The organism is Pseudomonas sp. RGB (genome assembly GCF_007713445.1).
Taxonomy (GTDB): Bacteria; Pseudomonadota; Gammaproteobacteria; order Pseudomonadales; family Pseudomonadaceae; genus Aquipseudomonas.
The window spans coordinates 215,577-233,680 of sequence record NZ_VMSH01000002.1; the positions used below are offsets into that span (position 1 = coordinate 215,577).

Sequence of the window (18,104 nt, forward strand, 5' to 3'; positions counted from 1 at the left end):
CGTCCTTAAACCGGCATCTGCATGATGTCTTGATAAGCCTGAACCAACTTGTTACGCACTTGGGTCAAGGCCTGAAAGGAAACGCTGGCCTTTTGCGAAGCGACCATCACATCGGTGAGGTCCACGCCGCTTTTGCCGATCTCGAAGGCGGTAGCCAACTGATTCGAGGCTTGCTGGGTATCACTGACTTTGTTGATTGCCTGACCGAGCATGTCGGCAAAACTGCTTTGGCCCAATTCCGGCGCAGGCGCGACGGATTTCGGTTGAGCCATGGCATCCATTTGCATGGAGCGCATATCCAACATCAACCGATTGAACTCAATACCCTGGCTCATGACCTTCTCTCTCCGACGACCCGCAATTTTTTGACACTACGCAGCGGTTACTAGGGGTGGTAGCAACAAGGGTGCCAGCTCCGTGGCTATTCGTAAGAAAAGGCGACAAACCCTGTCAGCCTGGGTATTTCCAAGACGGCGATTTGTCAGGTCGCGAACAGGTAGGCTTCGACATCCATCCCCGCGTCGCGCATCTGCGCCAGCTTGTAGCGCAAGGTGCGCGGGCTGATGCCCAGGCGCTCGGCGGCTTCCTTGCGGCGGCCGCGCTCGGCACGCAGGGTGTCGATGATCATCTGGAATTCGCGGCGACGCAGGTCGTCGCCCAGGGCGCCGCCAGACTCGGCGTCGGCCACGACCACCGGTGCCGGCGCCAGGCTCGGCAACGGCGCCGCGCCACTGCCCATGGCCAGGCAGAAGTCCTGCGGCTGGATCAACCCGCCCTGCTGCAAAATCAGCGCGCGCTGGATGGCATTGTCCAGTTCCCGCACATTGCCGGGCCATGGGTAGCTGATCAGGCAGGCCTGGGCCTCGGCCGACAGCCGCGCCTGGGCATGCTTCATTTTTTTGACGTGGTTGTTCAACAGGCGCTCGGCCAGCGGAATGATGTCCGCCGGGCGCTCACGCAACGGGCGCCAGGCCAGCGGGAACACCGAGAGCCGGTAGAACAGGTCTTCACGAAAGCGCCCCGCCGCCACTTCGCCCGCCAGGTCGCGGTTGGTGGTGGCGACCACGCGAATGTCCAGCTGGATGGGCTTGCGCGCGCCGACGCGCTCCACCTCCCGCTCCTGCAGCACCCGCAGCAGCTTGGCTTGCAGGCCCAGGGGCATTTCCGAAATTTCGTCGAGCAGGATGGTGCCGCCGTCGGCCTGTTCGAACTTACCAGCCTGCGCGGCAATGGCGCCGGTGAACGAGCCCTTTTCATGGCCGAACAGCGTGGCTTCGAGCATGTTGTCGGGAATCGCCGCGCAGTTGATCGCAATAAACGGTTGTTTGGCGCGGTCCGACTGCTGGTGAATGTAACGCGCCAACACCTCTTTACCGGTGCCGGACTCGCCAGAGATCAACACGGTTGAATCGCTGCGCGCCACCCGGGCTGCCAGCTCCAGCAACTGAGCGCTGGCCGGCTCGAAGGCAATCGGGCCTTCACCCTCGGCATTCGACACCACGCCCAGCGCATGCCGGGCGACCAGTTCGATCAGCGCCTTGGGCTCGAAGGGTTTGACCAGGTAATCCGCCGCCCCCTGGCGCATCGCGTCCACCGCCCGCTCGACGGCGCCATGGGCTGTCATCAGCAACACCGGCAGTTGCGGCTGGCGCGCGCGCAACACGCCGAGCAACTGGTGGCCGTCCATGCCGGGCATGTTCACGTCACTGACCACCAGGCTGAAGGACTCTTGCTCAACGGCCTCCAAGGCATCCTCGGCAGAACCGACCGCCCGGTAGTCATGGCCCGCCAACAGCAGCGTGTCAGCCAATGCTTCACGCAGGGCGCGATCGTCTTCGACCAATAAAACCTTGATAGCCATAGTCCTTTTACTCCGCGCTTGCCGCGCTGGAAAACAGCGGCAAGGTCATCAATGCACAGGTGCCACGCCCCAACCGGGAGTGCAGCTGCAATTCTCCCTGATGCGCACGCGCCACTGCCTTGACCACGGTCAGGCCCAGGCCCGTGCCGTTGGTCTTGGTGGTAAAAAAGGGTTCGCCCAGGCGCTGCAGCACGACCGGGTCGATGCCGCTGCCGCTGTCGCTGATGCACAGGCGCAGGGTTTGGTCGCGGGTGTAGAGGTGCACTTTGAGCCGCGCACCCGGGCCGCTGGCCTGGGTGGCGTTTTCGATCAGGTTGAGCAACGCGCCGACCAGCGTGTCACGGTTGCACAGCAACTCGCCCAAGTGGCTGTCGCACTGCCAGCGCACGTTGACGTCCTGGATATGCGTGGCGGCTGCCGCTTGCAGCGACTGCATCAGCGCGGATGGCGTGACGCGGTCGGTCAGCGGCAATTCGCCGCGGGCAAACACCAGCATGTCTCTCACCTGGTGCTCCAATTCATGCAGACGCTCCTTGAGGCGACCGGCAAATCGCTGGTGGGTGGCGGCCGGCAGTTGCTCATCAGTCAAATGACTGGCGTAGATCAACGCGGCCGACAACGGCGTGCGGATCTGATGCGCCAACGAAGCGACCATCCGCCCCAGCGACGACAAACGCTCATGGCGCGCCAACTGGTCTTGCAAGTGACGGGTTTCAGTCAGGTCGTTGAGCAGCACCAGCTGGCCGGGCTCGGCGTCCAGGGAACGGGTGGCGATGGACAGGCGCCGGCCGTCTTTGAGGGAGATTTCATGGCCGTCGTCTTCGCGCGGCGCAAAGCAGCGTGTAATCACCTGGCGCCACAGCTCGCCTTCCAGCGGCTCGCCCAGCAAGTCACGCGCGGCCGGGTTGGCTTCGCGGACACGGCCCATTTCATCGATGACGATTACGCCGCCGGGCAACAGGTCGAGGAGGTTTTGCAGACGGTTGGCCAGACGCTCTTTCTCGGCCAACTCCTGCATGCGCTGGGCGCTGACCACTGCCAGCTCGCCTTTAAGCTCGGAAACCCGCGCTTCCAGCAGACTGTAAGAGTCGGTCAGTTGGCTCGACATCTGGTTGAACTGCGAGAACGCCTGTTCAAGACCCTGCCGGGTCAGCGGCTCTGCGCACGGAACCAGCCCAGGAATAGCAGGGGCTGAAGAAAGTTTGGCGGCGTGGGGCATCATGCTCTCTCGCTGGCTGACCGTCAGTTAAACGGAACGTTGCGAGGGCTGTAGCAATACCCGTGCCGAAAAAAATAGACCTATCTATCAGTCAGTTAAAAAACAGGCGTCAATCATCCGCCTGTTCGTCACCTTCGCGACGGCTCATGCCGTACTTGCGCATCTTCTCCACCAAGGTGGTGCGACGGATGCGCAGGCGCTCGGCGGCGCGCGCAACAATGCCATTGGCATCGTCCAGCGCCTGCTGGATCAGGCCTTGTTCGAGGCTACCGAGGTAGTCCTTCAAGTCCAGGCCTTCGGGCGGCAGCATGGCGGTGGAACCGAAGTCCGGCGTATGGCCGTTGATGGCCACGCGCTCTTCCAGGTCACTGCGCAGGCTGTCTACCAGCTGCTCGTCTTCGTCGTCGACGTAGCGGAATTTCTTCGGCAGCTCGACCACGCCGATCACACCGTACGGGTGCATGATGGCCATGCGCTCGACCAGATTGGCCAGCTCGCGGACGTTGCCCGGCCAGCCGTGACGGCACAGCGACATGATCGCGGCGGAGTTGAAGCGAATCGAGCCGCGCTTTTCGTGCTCCATGCGCGAGATCAGTTCGTTCATCAGCAGCGGGATGTCTTCCACGCGCTCACGCAGCGGAGCCATCTCGATGGGGAATACGTTGAGGCGGTAGTACAGGTCTTCGCGGAAGCTGCCGACCTCGATCATGCTTTCGAGGTTTTTGTGCGTGGCCGCGATGATGCGCACGTCGACGCTCTGGGTCTTGTTGCTGCCCACGCGCTCGAAGGTGCGCTCCTGCAACACGCGCAACAGCTTGACCTGCATCGGCAGCGGCATGTCGCCGATTTCGTCAAGAAACAGGGTGCCGCCATTGGCCAATTCGAAACGCCCGGCACGGCTGGTGATCGCCCCGGTAAAGGCGCCCTTCTCGTGGCCGAACAGTTCGCTTTCGAGCAACTCTGCCGGGATCGCCCCGCAGTTGACCGGCACGAACGGCCCGTCGCGGCGCTTGGAGTGATAGTGCAGGTTGCGTGCGACCACTTCCTTGCCGGTACCGGACTCGCCGAGGATCAATACGCTGGCGTCGGTATCGGCCACTTGCTGCATCATCTGGCGCACGTGCTGGATCGCACGGCTGGTGCCGACGAGGCTGCGAAACAGGTTGGGTTCGCGATGACGACCGCGCTCGCGGGCCTGGTCATACATCTCGCGGTAGACCTGGGCACGGTGCAGGGAGTCGAGCAATTTGCTGTAGCTGGGCGGCATTTCCAGGGTGGAAAGCACGCGGCGGCGCTGGTCTTCCGGAAGGTCCACGGAAGAAATATCGCCCATCAGCAACACCGGAAGGAACTCATCCCAGGTAGACAGTGTCTTTAACAAGCCCAGAACTGCGCCAGGAGCGTTGACCGTCCCGATCAACACACAGATGACTTCACGGCTCGACGACAAAGAGCTGACCGCCTGCTGCCAGTCATGGCTACCGCAGGGCAAATTTTCTTCACCAAGAAAATTCAAAATTACCGCTAAATCGCGGCGGCGGACGCTATCGTCATCAATCAGCAGAATTTTGGTTTCACGCCACATGCAATAGCAACTTCCCTAGTAAAACGCTCTGCCCCAGAGTGAGGGCAATCTAGACGTTTGTAAGATTTCTTACCCTACTAGACGTCTGAAATCTGAAAACAGCACTAGTTAAGTCAAAAATGCTGGCACAGTCAAATATATGACGCGCCGTTCGGATTAACTGAGCCCATTCAGCCGAACAGATGGTAAACCTTTGACGCGCTTTCCGCTCGGTTGATCTGCGACATCTCTTCGAAAATCGCCTGGCGTTCGCCAGTCGTCACCTCAAGCAACTGCTGATACACCGCCAGCAAGCTTTGCAGCTTTTCCCGCAGGGCATCCTCGTCCACCGGCGCATTGTTGAGCGCCTCATCGATCACCGCACGACACCCCATATCCAGTTCGCCGATAGCGTCCCAGTTACGGTGGGCCAATGCGTCAACCAAGGCTTCGCGGGTCTCGTCAATCCGTTGCAGGGCGTGGCTCATGACATCATCCTCAGGCCAACAGGCCTACAGTGTTGCAATACCGTCCCAGCCTTCCTTGAGCGTAATCATCAGGCCGGCTACTTCGTCGATCATGGCGACATCGCTCTTGCTGTTGGCTTCCAGCAGGCGCGTGGTCATGTAGGCATACAGATTGTCCAACTGCTGCAACGCGGCCGGATCATCGGTTTTTTCCGGATTAAGGCCATCACGCAAGCCGATCAGGATGTCGATCGCCTTGCCCAGCAGCAAACCTTTTTGCGCGATATCACCACGAGCCATGGCGCCTTTGGCCTGAGCCATGCGATCCAACGCGCCTTCCATCAGCATCTGGACCAGACGGTGCGGGCTGGCTTCGGAGATCTGGGCATGGGAATTGACCTTCTGGTATTGGCGAAGGGCTCTCATGGGATTCATGTTTCTACCTCGTGACAGGCAACAGCTAAATAGGATGGGCTCTGACTAATATGTCGACTGGGTCGCAAAAAACTTTAACCCGCAAGTCGGCTGAAGGCGGCGCCCGATGGCGGTAATCACCAGCGGGCGGCTTCATCGGAATCAGCTGTCCGAAGACGTCTTGTTCAGCGCGTTGAGCGTGCTCATGACACTGGAACGCTGACTGGTGAGCTGGGCCACCAGGTTGTTCATCGTCGTGTACTTGGCGGTCAGGCTGGTCTTCAGGGCGGCCATACGCGCGGTCAGGGTGTCCTGCTGGTTCTGCAGGTCCTTGAGATCGTCCGACAGCGTCGACGAACGCGTGGCCAGCACGCCGGTGTTGCTCAGTGCATAGCTGTCGGTCGCGCTTTTCATGCGCGCCAGCAAGCCATTGTCACCGTTGAAAATGCCGCCGATGTCGGTGGGGTTGGTGGCAATCGCTGCACCGAACACCTTGTCGTCGATACTCAACTTGCCGGTGCCGGAGTCCGTGTTCACGCCAAATTGCGCCAGGGACTTCAACGTGCCCGTGCCCGTCATTGCGTTCAGCTCGCTACGCAACGCGGTCTGCAGGGAGCGCATGGTGGCATCGCCTGTCAGCGCAGCGCGCGTGGTGGAACCGTCCGCGTTGGTGGTGACCGCGGTCTCGGTGTTCATGGCCGTCATCAACGCGTTGTAGGTGTCGACAAAACCCTTCACCGAACTTTTGAGGGTGTCGTTGCTGCGGGAGACCGTAATGGTCGATGACACGCGCGTAACGCCGTCAGGGAGCGTCCCCGTGACCCCGGCAGGCAGAGGCGACACCGCCGTCAACTTGATGCTCACACCACTGATCGCCTCGGTCAGGGTATTGCTCTTGGATTCCTGAGCCGTGCCGTCAATGGTGTATTTAGCGTTTTGCGGTGGATCACCCACAACCGACGAACCCGCTTGCAGGCCGGAGTTACCCCCCAGGGTAATGTCCGTGCCGGCGCCGGTATTGGTCGAGGTCATGACCAGGCGAGAACCGGTGGCGTCAGTCAGGATGTTGGCACTCAGGCCAACACTGCTGTATTGCGCGTTGATCGAGTCACGCACTTGTTGCAGCGTCGCGCCTGGCGGAACACTGACCCCGTAACTCTGACCAGACTGGGAAATTTCCAGGGTCGTCGCGGTGGTGCCGGTATTGACGACGGTTTTCGCGCCGGTTGAATAATTCTGAGTAGCAACCTTCGAGGCGGTCGCCAACTGGTTGACGATCAGCTGATAACTGCCCGCAGACGCACCGGCACCCAAGGTCACGGTGGACACGTTGGCATCCGACGTCGTCGCCGTCAGGCCGCCGATACTGGCGTCCTTGGTCATGTTGTCCATGGCACCACGGAAGGCATCCAGCGCGGCTTGAATCTTGCCGATCGAGGACAGCTGGGCAGTCGACGTTTGCGTCTGCTTGTTGATCTGCGATTGCTTCGGCGCCTGTTCCGCGTTCACCAATGCCGTCACGATCTGCTGGGTATCAATGCCCGTAACGGGGCCGCTAACTGATATATCACCCATGATTTTTCTCCTGATCCGGGGCTGGCGCTTTATTGACGGACGACGCCTAAAGCAGCTACAGCAACAAAATTCATGCCAGCTCAGACTTTGGCGTCAAACAATACGCTGCTGGCGTCATGAAGGCTTTGTGCGAGTTTCAGTGCCGTTTCCGATGGGATCTGACGAATGACCTCGCCGCTTTCGGTCGCTATGACCTTGACGACTACCTGATGGGTGGAGTCATCAATTGAAAAGTCCAGGTTGCGCTGGGCAGCCTGGACGAATTTGCGAATATCCGTGACCGCCTGTTCAAGGTCGGACGGCTTCGAGTCCTGCTTGGGTTGGACCGTGGCAGCCAAAGGATCAACCTTGGTTTTCTGCGGGTCGTTGTTCACGGGAGCAGGAGCGCTCTGTGGCGCCACTGCCGGATAAGACAGGTTCAACTTCACGCTCATGTCCATGCCCAATCTCCTCATCACGCAAAAGACAAAAGGGCACGTAAACGCGCCCTTCCGTCATTCATCTACCGATGGCTATTACTGAAGCAGCTTCAGTACAGCGGAAGGCAGTTGGTTGGCCTGGGACAGGATCGCAGTGGAAGCCTGTTGCAGGGTTTGTTGCTTGGTCAGCTGAGCAGTTTCTGCAGCGTAGTCAACGTCCTGGATCTGACCGCGAGCGGCGCTGGAGTTGTCCGAGATGCTCTGCAGGTTGGCAACGGTGTTGTCGAAACGGTTTTGTACAGCACCGAGACCGGCACGCTGGGAGTCGATGTCCGAGATCGCCTGGGTGATCACGTCGATCGAGTTCTGTGCGTTGGCAGCAGTGGTGATGTCAGTGTTGTTGACGGTGGTTTTGGTGGAGTTGGCAGCAGTACCAGTAGCTGCGAACAGACCGGTCACACCGGCGCCGCTCAGCGAGTAGCTGCTGGAGGAGTTCAGCGACACTGCGCCAGTAGCGACGATCGGGCCAGCGTCCAGTGCAACGGCTGTGCCGAATGCACCGCTGCCGTCCTGAGTAGCGACCTTGACACCTGCAACAGCACCGGCATCGCCAGCGTTGAAGGTCAGGTTCTCACCGGTATCGGACTTGACCGACAGAGCGTTGGTGGTCGAATCGTAGTTAACGGTGATGCCCAGTTTGGCAGCGTTGGACTTCAGCTGGTCAGCCAGGTCCGAAGTGCTGGTCACGCCAGTGAACTGGACAGCAGTACCGCTGCCGACTTTCAGGGTGAAGTTGGCGCTGGCAGGGCTGGCAGCAGCAATGGCAGTGGAGTCAACGGAGAACTGGGCAACAGTGCTGGCAGTAGCAGCCAGGCCGCCGACAGCGCCGTTCATTTGAGCAGCGATCTGCTTGGCGGAAGCGCCGGCAGCGATGGTCAGGTTGGTCGACTGGCCGCCACCGGTAACGGTGATTGCGCCGCCGGCAACGCCGGTTGCACTTGGCGCTACGCCTTGAGTTTTCAGCTGCTGCGAACCAATGTTGTTGGCTGCAACGTTACCGATGCTCATGTCGATGGTCTGGTTGGCGTTGGCGCCGACCTGGAACGAAGTAGTACCGAAAGAACCGTCCAGCAGGTTCTTGCCACCGAAAGTAGTGGTGGTAGCGATACGGGTCAATTCAGCAGTCAGCGCTGCGTATTGAGCCTGGTTCGACTTACGGTCTTCAGCGCTTGGCGAGCCGTTGGCGGATTGCAGAGCCAGGGTACGCATGCTTTGCAGGATGTTGGTGGACTGCTGCATTGCGCCTTCAGCGGTCTGAGCAATCGAGCTACCGTCGTTGGCGTTTTTGATTGCAACGCCCAGGCCGTTGATCTGGCTGGTCAGACGGTTGGAGATTTGCAGGCCGGCCGCGTCGTCTTTGGCGCTGTTGATACGCAGGCCGGAGGACAGACGCTGCATGGAAGTTTGCAGGGCGCCGGAAGCCTTGTTCAGGTTGTTCTGAACGTTCAACGAAGCAAGGTTAGTGTTTACTGTTAAAGCCATGACGAAATCCTCGTGGGTGGTGTACTGCGGCTTCCGGCCCTGGCAACCGCCGGGTGTGGCCTAGAGAACCTTCGTAATAGTTATCGTCGTGAATGCAGGTTGCTTGAGGACTTTTTTGATTTTTTTTACTAGCAACGGGCCATCCTTTGTAATTCAAGCATTTACGATAGCCCAAACACCCGCAAATGCTGGGTTTTCTGGCGCCAAATAAAAAACGCCCAGGCTTTTACAAGCCTGGGCGTTTTTGTGTGCAGCGCTATTAGGGCATCACGGACGATAGAGAATCGCCGAACCCCACGACAAGCCAACCCCAAATCCGCTGATTGCGACACGCTTCCAGTCGCCGTCCATCATGTGCTTTTCAAGCAGCAGTGGAATGCTGGAAGACACGGTATTGCCGGTCTCGACCATGTCCTTGATGAATTTCTCCACCGGGGCGTCTTCAAAACGCCGCGCCACGGCGTCGACAATCGCCGCACTGCCCTGGTGAATGCAGAAGGCATCGATTTCGTCAGCCTTGAGCTGTGATTCGTTGAGCAGCTCATGCAGATGAGCCGGCACTTTGAGCAGGGCAAAGTTGAACACCTGGCGGCCATTCATGAAAAACACGCCATCGCTGACCTTCAGGTGCGGCGCGCCGGAACCGTCAGTGCCGAACTTCGACTTGCCGAGCAACCACGGGGCATCTTCACCCATCCAGGTGGCAGTGGCGGCATCGCCGAAGAGCATGGTGGTGTTGCGGTCTTCCGGGTCAACGATCTTGGAATACGGGTCAGCGGTGATCAGCAGGCCGTTTTTCAGGCCGGTGGCTTCCATGAAGCCTTTCATCGCGTAGATGCCGTAGACATAGCCCGAGCAACCCAGCGAGATATCAAACGCCGCCACATGGGTCGGCAGGCCCAGTTTGTCCTGGACGATGGCGGCCGTGTGGGGCAAGCCTTCCTCATCGCCGTTTTGGGTCACGACGATCAGCGCGTCGATCGACTCGCGCTTCAAATCAGGGTTGTTGGCAAACAAGGCGTTGACCGCCTCGACGCACAGGTCGGAGGTTTCCTGCGCAGCATCCTTGCGCGGCAGGAACGCCGAACCGATCTTGCCAATGATGAAGTCCTCATCCTTGGCGAATTTGGCGCCCTGGGCGTAGTTATCGACCCCGTCTGCCGGCACGTAACTGGCGATGCTTTTTATGCCAATCATTGTGGCTTCCCAATACTAAATAGCTGGATAACACCCCTCGGGCTACGCCGGGAGCGCTGACAATAAAGGGGATAACCCCGTAAAAATATCGCTGAAAGCCCCCGCGCAAAGACCCTGCGACGACTTATCCTTTTCACACGATACAGTGAAGATGCGCTTTATGACTCACAGGTCACTCAATTTTGTGCGCTTTGTGCAAAACCCTGCAACATTCTCGGCCCCAGAAACGACAACGGCCCACCCTGTTGCCAGGGTGGGCCGCTTGTACGCTCGCCGGTTACATGCGGCTGAACAGGCTCAACTGGGAGATCTTCACAAACGCCAGCTGCGAAGCCTGCAGCATGGTCTGCTGCAATGTCAGGTCAATGGCCGCCTGGCCCATGTCGACGTTCGCCAGCGATGACATGGTGGAGGTGTTGGCCAGCCCCAGGCTGGTGTTTTCCTGGCTCTGGATATCCAGGGCGTTCTGGCGGGCACCAATCGAGCCACGCACCTGGTCGATCTGCGCCGAAGCGTTGGCCAGGTTACCGATGGAGGTATTGATCACGTCCTTGAGATTGTTCATGGCCACCGGATCGCCATCTGCCGGGGTTTCCAGCGCCTTGCGCAGTTGGCCCAGCGTGTCCAGGGCGTTCATGTTCTTGTTGCTGGTGGCATTCACCGAAAACTGATCACCCGCCCCCGGCGCGCCGCTCACATCGAAGGTCACCCCGGCAGCCGTGATCGACGTCGCGCCGGTGGCCATGGTGCCCGTGGCAATCGACTTGCTGTTCGCCGAGTACGGCTGGGCGTACACCTCATAGTCATTGCCGCTGGTGAACTTGATCACCGCGCCCGAGTTCGGAAAGGTGCTGGCGTAGGCTGCCTGGTCGGTGACCCGGCCACCGGTCAACTGCGCCGTAGACGGATTACTGGCTGTACGCGAACTGCTGAACGTGTCCGGCTTGCTCTCCAGCGTAAAGGCCTTGCCCGCCACCAGCGCGTCAGACGGCGCGCCCGAGGCCACATCAGACCCAAGGTTCAGGCTGATGTCGAACTTGACCCCGCGCAGGTTGACGCTGGACGCGCCTTCCTTGGTGGAATCAAATGTGCCGTTACCGGAGATCTCGGACGTAACGTCGTTGCCGTCCTTGTCGGTCACGCTGTATTGGGTGCTGCTGGAGAAGGTCAGCTTGTACGGCTGGCCATCGGCAAAATTCTTCGTGTAAGCGGTGCCCGAGGTGACCAGGCCCGCCGAAATCGCGATTTTGCCGTCGTTGACCGCCGGCGGTAAAATCGTCGCCTGAGTGCGACCGGTGTTGCCGGAGCTTTCCAGCAGCGTCTTGCCGGTATCGCCCGCGGCAACCGTCAAGTTGCTCGACACTTGCAGGCTCAGCGGCGTCTCATCACCCTGGTAGGTGTAGGTGCCATCATTGTTACGGCTGTAGGGCGGCGTGTCGGTCTTGGCCCCGGAAAACATGTAGTTGCCGCTGGAATCCTTGGTGTTGAGCAAACCCAACACCTGGTCTTCGAGCGCGCCGACCTGAGCGGCGATAGCCTTGCGGTCGTCATTGCTGAGCTTGAGGTTACCCGCCTGCAACGCCAGGCCGCTGGCGGTTTGCATGGCCGTGTTGATGCTCGACAACACGCTTTCCTCGTTGGTCAGCGAGTTTTGCAGGCTGGTGATGTTGCCGTTGTACTGGCCCAGCATGTCTTTCTGCTGTTGCAGCATCAGCAATTGCGCGGCGGCTACCGGATCATCCGAAGCGGTCTGCACGCGCACGCCGGAGCTGGCCTGGTCCTGAGCCTTCACCACACCCGAATAGTTATCCTGATATTTGGCGGAGCTGGTGTCGAAATACTGCTGTGTAGAGATACGCATCGTTCCAGACTCCTTTAAAGGGCGTTGATCAGTGTGCTGAAGGTTTCTTGCGCGGCCTTGATGATCTGCGACGACGCGGTGTAGTACTGCTGGAACTTGATCATGTCGCCCGCCTCCTCGTCCAGGTTGACCTGGGACACGGAGTCGCTGGCCGCCTTGTTCGCGGCCAGCAATGCGCCGGTGGCGGTGCTGTCGGTGTTGGCCTGGGCAGCCTTGGAACCGACTTGGGACACCAGCCGGCTGTTGGCACTGACCAGGCTCACGCCCGCATTGCCATCTACCGCGCCGACCGTCGCCTTGGTCTGCAAACCCAGCAATTGCTGAGCGTTGCGGCCATCGGAGGTGGCGCCGCTGTTGAACGAGAAAGTCGTGCTGTCGCCGTTGGCGGGTGCGCCCGCCACCGTGGTGTCGAAACTGAAGCTCTTGCCTGGAATCAACGTGCCGCTGGCATCACGCATTGGCACACTGATAGAGACCTTGTTGCCCTGGCCCGGAATGATGCTGCCGGTGCCGATCGAGTTGCCCTGGGCATCGCTCACTGTGTAGGACTGGGTGCCGTCTGCCGCAGGCTTGCCAAACACCATCTTCACTGGCATCGAGTTTTCGATCCCGGTGCGCAATTGCGCGCTGGCGGCGCCGCCATTGATATCGATCGGCAGCGTCAATGTCGGTGGTGTGAACGTGCCGGTGCCGGTGTTGGTAGTGCTGGAATTACCGGCCAGTGGCGCCGCGAACGCGAGCTTGTTCGGGTCTTTGAGGTCGACACTGATGTTGCTGGCCCCGGTCGCCGTCGGGCTGACCTTGAAGCTGTCACCGGCAGCCATCGGCCCCTTGCCATCCAGTGCCAGGGTGAAGCCGTCGATCACGGGCGGCGGCGTGGTGGTGGTGTCGAACGAGCCCATGGCTTTGCCGTCGGAGCGCACCACGTTGTACTGGTTGCCGCTGGTGAAGGTGACTTTGTAGTCGAAGGTCGAGAGCTTGCTGCTGTCGGCAATCGTCACATTCAGGTTGCCCGAGCCTACGCTGTTGCCCGAGGCTGCCTGGCTACGCTGGGTGATGGCCGCGGCGCTGTTGATGTCGCTGAACAACGAAGAACCGAAATCGCTGTTCAGGTCCAGGCCCTGGCCCAACTGGCTGTTGACGCTGTCAGCGGTGGCAATGGCAATGCGGCCCAGGTCATTGATGGCCGGCATCAGCGCATCACTGCGATAACGCAACAGGCCGCCGATGCTGCCGCCGGACACCACGTTGCCGATGTCCATCGGCGTGTCGCCCATGTTGAGCTGAATGGTGTACTGGCTGTTGTCGGTTTTGCTCGGCACCGCCGAAATCGTGTTGGCCACACCGCCTTCGACCAGCGACTGGCCGGTGCCGGTGGTGATGCTGAACTGGCCGTTCTTCTCGGTGGCCGTTACGCCGATCAGCTCGTTGAGCGAACGCACTGCCTCGTTACGCGCATCCAGCAGGTTGGCCGGCGCACTGGTCGACGAGCCCTGGGCGGTTGAAATTTGCGTGTTCAGCGAGGCAATCGACGACGTCAGCTTATTGACCTGATCACTCATGGTGCTCAGCTGACTGTTGATGCTTTCTTTTTGCTGGGTCAGTTGAGTGGAGATCGCGTTGAAGCGGTCGCTCAAGGTCTGGGCGCTGGTCACCAGCAGCTGGCGCGCGGACACGTCGCTGGGGGTCGCTGCCGCGGTCTGCAGGGACGCGAAAAACGCGCTGAGCACCGCAGACATGCCGGTGGACTTGTCAGACAGGGTCTTGTCAATCGCAGCCGCCTGGCCCGCGTAGGCGGTGGCGTCGCTGTTGAGGGCCGTGCTGCTCTGGTAAGCGGCGCCCAAGAAATCGTTATAGATGCGGCGCACATCCGCCAGGGTCGTGCCGCTGCCGATGTACACGCCACCGTACTGATTGCTGGCGCTGGCGTTCTGGGTGGTCTGCTGACGCGAGTATCCCGGGGTGTTGACGTTGGCAATGTTGTTACTCAGGACCGACAACGATCCTTGAGCGGCGTTGAGCCCCGACATCCCGATATTGAGCAAACTCATGATTCAGACCTTATAAATGAGTGGAGGCGCCCGCGGCAGCGTAATCCTGGTAACTGTTCATCGTTTTGGCGATCTGCGAAATCTTGCTGGCGTAGTCCGGGTCGGTTGCATATCCGGCTTTTTGCAACTCGCGCACAAACTGTTCCGGGTTGTCGGCTGATTTCACAACTTCTTTATAGCGATCATTGCTTTGCAGCAATGTCACCAGATCGTGGAAGCTGTCCTGATAGGAGTTGTAGGAACGGAATTGCGCCGTTTCCTTGACCATCGACCCATCACGAAACTCGCTGGTAATTGCACGCGCCTGGCCGCCCTGCCAACTCTGCCCGGCCTTGATGCCGAACAGGTTGTGACTGCTGCTGCCGTCCTCGGCGCGCATCACCGATTTGCCCCAACCGGTTTCCAGCGCGGCCTGGGCCACCAGGTACTTGGGATCGACACCGATGCGCGCGGCGGCCGCCTTGGCCATCGGCAGCATGGTGGCGACAAATTCATCCTGCGAGCTGAAGGCTTTCTTCGCCGGCGCCAGCGGTGGCTGGGCGATGGCGCGGCCATACACCTGCATGCGCCCGCTCGGTACGGCAATGCTGCGCGCGCTGCTGTTGACCACGTTGTCGGCGGCGGCGCTGTTACGCAGCGGCGCGCTCTTGGCATCGATGGCGACCGGCGCGTTCGGCACGATACCGGCCAACAGACGGTCAGTCAGCTTGCTCGGCAAGGCGATACGGCGCTGGTTCATCAGCTCCATGTCGTTGGCGTGCGTACTCGCGCCTTCAGGCACGGCCACGCGATAAGCCCACAGCGGACGCTGACCGTTGGAGCGGCCCAACGGCCCTGCGGCCTGGGTGCCTGCGGCGATTTCAGTCGGCACATCGACCTTCTTCGCCGACGCCTGCGCCGCCTCAGGGCCCTGCAACGTGGCCGCCTGGGCGTCCACCGGCTTGTTCTTCTGCATCTGGCGCATCAGCACGTCGGCCAGGCCAATACCACCGCCTTCGCGGGACATCGAAACCGCCAACTGCTGGTCGTACATTTCCTGGTATTGCTTGGCCGCCGGCGTATTCAGCGGGTTGTCCTTGCCCAGCGCTTCCGTGGCCGAGCGCATGGACTTGAGCATCTCGCTGAGAAACAGCGACTCGAACTCCTGCGCGACTTTGCGCATGTTGCCTTCGCTGTTCTTGTCAGCGCCGACCTTGAGCTGGTTAAGCCGGTTCAGGTCGGAGTAAGACCCCGAATCCGCCGTGCTGCTGATCCCGCTCTGGCGCATATCCATGACCATGGCTCAGATCACTATCAGGTCGGCTTGCAAGGCGCCGGCCTGTTTCAGCGCTTCGAGGATCGCCATCAAGTCGCCTGGGGCTGCGCCCACCTGGTTCACCGCGCGGACAATCTCGTCCAGCGTGGTGCCGGGGCCGAACTTGAACATCGGCTTGGCTTCTTGCTGAGCATTCACCCGCGAACGCGGCACCACCGCCGTCTGGCCATTGGACAAGGGCCCAGGCTGACTGACGATCGGGTCTTCGGTAATGGTCACGGTCAGGCTGCCGTGGGTCACGGCCGCCGGCGATACCTTGACGTTTTGACCGATCACGATCGTGCCGGTACGCGAATTGATGATGACCTTGGCCACCGCCTGGCCTGGATCGACCTCAAGGTTTTCCAGGATAGACAGGTAATCGACGCGCTGGCTTGGGTCCAGTGGCGCGGTGACGCGGATCGAGCCGCCGTCGATGGCCTGGGCGACGCCAGGGCCGAGCATGTCGTTGATCTTGTCGACCACGCGCTTGGCGGTGGTGAAGTCCGAACGGTTGAGGTTCAAGGTCAGGCTATTGCCCTGGTTGAAGCCGCTGGGCACGGTGCGTTCCACCATGGCGCCGCCTGGAATCCGTCCGGCAGATGGCACGTTAACGGTGATCTTCGAACCGTCACGGCCCTCGGCGTCAAAACCACCGACCACCAGGTTGCCCTGGGCGATGGCGTAGACGTTGCCGTCAATACCCTTGAGCGGCGTCATCAGCAACGTGCCGCCGCGCAGGCTTTTGGAGTTACCGATGGACGAGACGGTGATGTCCACCACCTGACCCGGCTTGGCGAACGCCGGCAAGTCGGCACTGATGGACACGGCCGCAACGTTTTTCAGTTGCACGTTGCCCGAACCCGCCGGCACCTTGATGCCAAACTGCGAGAGCATGTTGTTGAAGGTCTGCAGGGTGAACGGGGTCTGAGTGGTCTGGTCACCCGTGCCGTTAAGCCCCACCACCAGGCCGTAGCCGATCAGTTGGTTGGAGCGCACACCGGAAATACTGGCGATGTCTTTCAACCGCTCAGCAAAGGCCCCTGTGCTCAAGGCCAGCAACAACGCGGCAGCCATCAGCTGTTTGAGTTTCAAAGTGGCCACCTAGAAAGGGAACAGCGGGCTAAGGAAGAAACGGTCGAACCAGCCCGGCTGACTCGCATCAGCAAACGAACCCGTACCCGAGTAGGTAATGCGTGCATCGGCAATCCGCGTCGACGGCACGGTGTTGTCGGTGGAAATATCATCGGCGCGGACCATGCCCGCAATGCGCACCAGCTCGTCGCCGGTGTTGAGGGTCATCCACTTTTCACCGCGTACGGCGATGATGCCGTTGGGCAGTACATCGGCGACAGTCACGGTGATCGAACCGGTCAGGCTGTTGCCCTGCCCCGCCGCACTCTTGCCGTTGGTGGCGCGGTCGCCGCTGTAGCCGGCGTCCAGGCTCAGGTCACCGCTGCCCAGCGGGTTATTGGTGTTGGGCACGCCACCGAACAGCGACGTGAGGCCAATGCTGGTCTTGCTGGTCTTGCCTATCTGCGAGTTGGCGTTTTTGCTGGCCTGGGTTTTCTCGTTCAGGGTGATGGTGATGATGTCACCCACGCGGAACGCCTTGCGGTCGCTGTACAGGTTCTGTTCGAAACCGGCCTGGTAGATCGAGCCATTGTTGGCCGCCGCCGGCAACGGCGTGCGCGGCAACACCGGCGCGTAGTACGGGTCATTGGGTTTTGGCGTCGGGGCGACACAGCCCGCGAGCACGGCGATCCCACTCAATGCCAGAACAGAAACATAGCGATTCATGACCCTTACCTCACGGTGTTGCAGGCGCCGTCGATGGCGCCCCATAGACTTGATTACAGATTCTGCGTTACGAACGAAAGCATCTGGTCGGCGGTGGAAATCACCTTGGAGTTCATCTCATAGGCGCGCTGAGTGGTGATCATGTTGACCATCTCCTCAACCGTGCTGACGTTGGAAGTTTCCAGGGTGCTTTGCAGCGTGGTGCCAAAACCGTTCAGGCCAGGGGTGCCGATTTGCGGCGCGCCGCTGGAGGCGGTTTCCAGGAACAGGTTGTTACCCATCGCTTGCAGGCCGGCCGGGTTGATGAAGTCGGCGGTTTGCAGGTTGCCGATCACTTGCGACGCCGGGTTGCCGGCCACGGTGATCGACACGGTGCCGTCGTTGCCGACGGTAAAGGTCTTGGCGTCCGCGGGAACCACAACAGCCGGCTCCAGGGCGAAACCGTTGGCCGTGACGATCTGGCCATTGGAGTCGAGGTGGAACGTGCCGTCACGGGTGTAGGACGTGGTGCCATCGGGTTGCAGGATCTGGAAGAAGCCGCGCCCGTTGATGGCCATGTCCAATGGCTGACCGGTTTGCTGCAGGTTACCGGCGCTGAAGTTCTTCTGCGTGCCAACGATCTGCACACCGGTACCCAGTTGCAGGCCCGACGGCAATTCGCTGTCCTGGGTCGATTGGGCGCCCGGCTGCTTCTTGATCTGATAGAGCAAATCCTGGAACTCGGCGCGGTCACGTTTAAAGCCCGTGGTCGACACGTTCGCCAAGTTGTTGGAAATGGTGGTCAGGTTGGTGTCCTGGGCGGACAAACCGGTTTTGGCAACCCATAGAGCCGGAAGCATG

General features: G+C 60.4%; 16 protein-coding genes. All 16 read right to left on the bottom strand.

What is annotated here, in order from left to right:
• Positions 1-5: 5 nt before the first annotated feature.
• A complete protein-coding gene (gene fliE / locus FPT15_RS04650) occupies positions 6-335 on the bottom strand; it encodes a flagellar hook-basal body complex protein FliE (RefSeq protein WP_016972029.1) in 330 nt (109 codons plus the stop codon).
• 146 nt (positions 336-481) lie between these two features.
• The gene (locus FPT15_RS04655) at positions 482-1,861 is read right to left on the bottom strand and encodes a sigma-54 dependent transcriptional regulator (protein WP_145158885.1); all 1,380 of its coding nucleotides are present in this window, start codon (positions 1,859-1,861) and stop codon (positions 482-484) included.
• Positions 1,862-1,868: 7 nt separating this feature from the next.
• Entirely contained in the window at positions 1,869-3,080 is a 1,212-nt protein-coding gene (locus tag FPT15_RS04660; protein WP_145159573.1) for a PAS domain-containing sensor histidine kinase, read from the bottom strand.
• A gap of 109 nt (positions 3,081-3,189) precedes the next feature.
• A complete protein-coding gene (locus FPT15_RS04665) occupies positions 3,190-4,665 on the bottom strand; it encodes a sigma-54 dependent transcriptional regulator (RefSeq protein WP_071483261.1) in 1,476 nt (491 codons plus the stop codon).
• Positions 4,666-4,835: 170 nt separating this feature from the next.
• Positions 4,836-5,132 carry a flagellar protein FliT gene (locus tag FPT15_RS04670; RefSeq protein WP_145158887.1) on the bottom strand — a complete coding sequence of 99 codons (297 nt, stop codon included), beginning with the start codon at positions 5,130-5,132 and terminating at the stop codon, positions 4,836-4,838.
• A 24-nt stretch (positions 5,133-5,156) separates the two neighbouring features.
• Positions 5,157-5,546: a flagellar export chaperone FliS gene (fliS, locus tag FPT15_RS04675; protein ID WP_106576450.1), complete on the bottom strand. Its 390-nt coding sequence runs from the start codon at positions 5,544-5,546 to the stop codon at positions 5,157-5,159.
• Between the two features lie 141 nt (positions 5,547-5,687).
• Positions 5,688-7,100, bottom strand: a complete 1,413-nt coding sequence (gene fliD, locus FPT15_RS04680) for a flagellar filament capping protein FliD (protein WP_145158889.1) — start codon at positions 7,098-7,100, stop codon at positions 5,688-5,690.
• A gap of 80 nt (positions 7,101-7,180) precedes the next feature.
• A complete protein-coding gene (locus tag FPT15_RS04685; protein WP_145158891.1) occupies positions 7,181-7,540 on the bottom strand; it encodes a flagellar protein FlaG in 360 nt (119 codons plus the stop codon).
• Positions 7,541-7,615: 75 nt separating this feature from the next.
• Positions 7,616-9,061, bottom strand: coding sequence for a flagellin (locus FPT15_RS04690; protein ID WP_145158893.1), 1,446 nt, complete (start codon positions 9,059-9,061; stop codon positions 7,616-7,618).
• Positions 9,062-9,328: 267 nt separating this feature from the next.
• On the bottom strand, positions 9,329-10,258 hold the full coding sequence (locus tag FPT15_RS04695; RefSeq protein ID WP_145158895.1) for a ketoacyl-ACP synthase III: 930 nt from the start codon (positions 10,256-10,258) through the stop codon (positions 9,329-9,331).
• A gap of 277 nt (positions 10,259-10,535) precedes the next feature.
• Complete coding sequence (locus FPT15_RS04700) at positions 10,536-12,119, bottom strand: flagellar hook-associated protein 3 (RefSeq protein WP_145158896.1); 1,584 nt, start codon at positions 12,117-12,119, stop codon at positions 10,536-10,538.
• Positions 12,120-12,133: 14 nt separating this feature from the next.
• A complete protein-coding gene (flgK, locus tag FPT15_RS04705; RefSeq protein ID WP_145158898.1) occupies positions 12,134-14,170 on the bottom strand; it encodes a flagellar hook-associated protein FlgK in 2,037 nt (678 codons plus the stop codon).
• 10 nt (positions 14,171-14,180) lie between these two features.
• A complete protein-coding gene (gene flgJ / locus FPT15_RS04710; RefSeq protein ID WP_145158900.1) occupies positions 14,181-15,449 on the bottom strand; it encodes a flagellar assembly peptidoglycan hydrolase FlgJ in 1,269 nt (422 codons plus the stop codon).
• Positions 15,450-15,452: 3 nt separating this feature from the next.
• Positions 15,453-16,541, bottom strand: a complete 1,089-nt coding sequence (locus tag FPT15_RS04715; protein ID WP_145159575.1) for a flagellar basal body P-ring protein FlgI — start codon at positions 16,539-16,541, stop codon at positions 15,453-15,455.
• A 27-nt stretch (positions 16,542-16,568) separates the two neighbouring features.
• Complete coding sequence (gene flgH, locus FPT15_RS04720; RefSeq protein ID WP_003214607.1) at positions 16,569-17,264, bottom strand: flagellar basal body L-ring protein FlgH; 696 nt, start codon at positions 17,262-17,264, stop codon at positions 16,569-16,571.
• A gap of 53 nt (positions 17,265-17,317) precedes the next feature.
• On the bottom strand, positions 17,318-18,103 hold the full coding sequence (gene flgG, locus FPT15_RS04725) for a flagellar basal-body rod protein FlgG (protein WP_005790105.1): 786 nt from the start codon (positions 18,101-18,103) through the stop codon (positions 17,318-17,320).
• Position 18,104 lies beyond the last annotated feature (1 nt).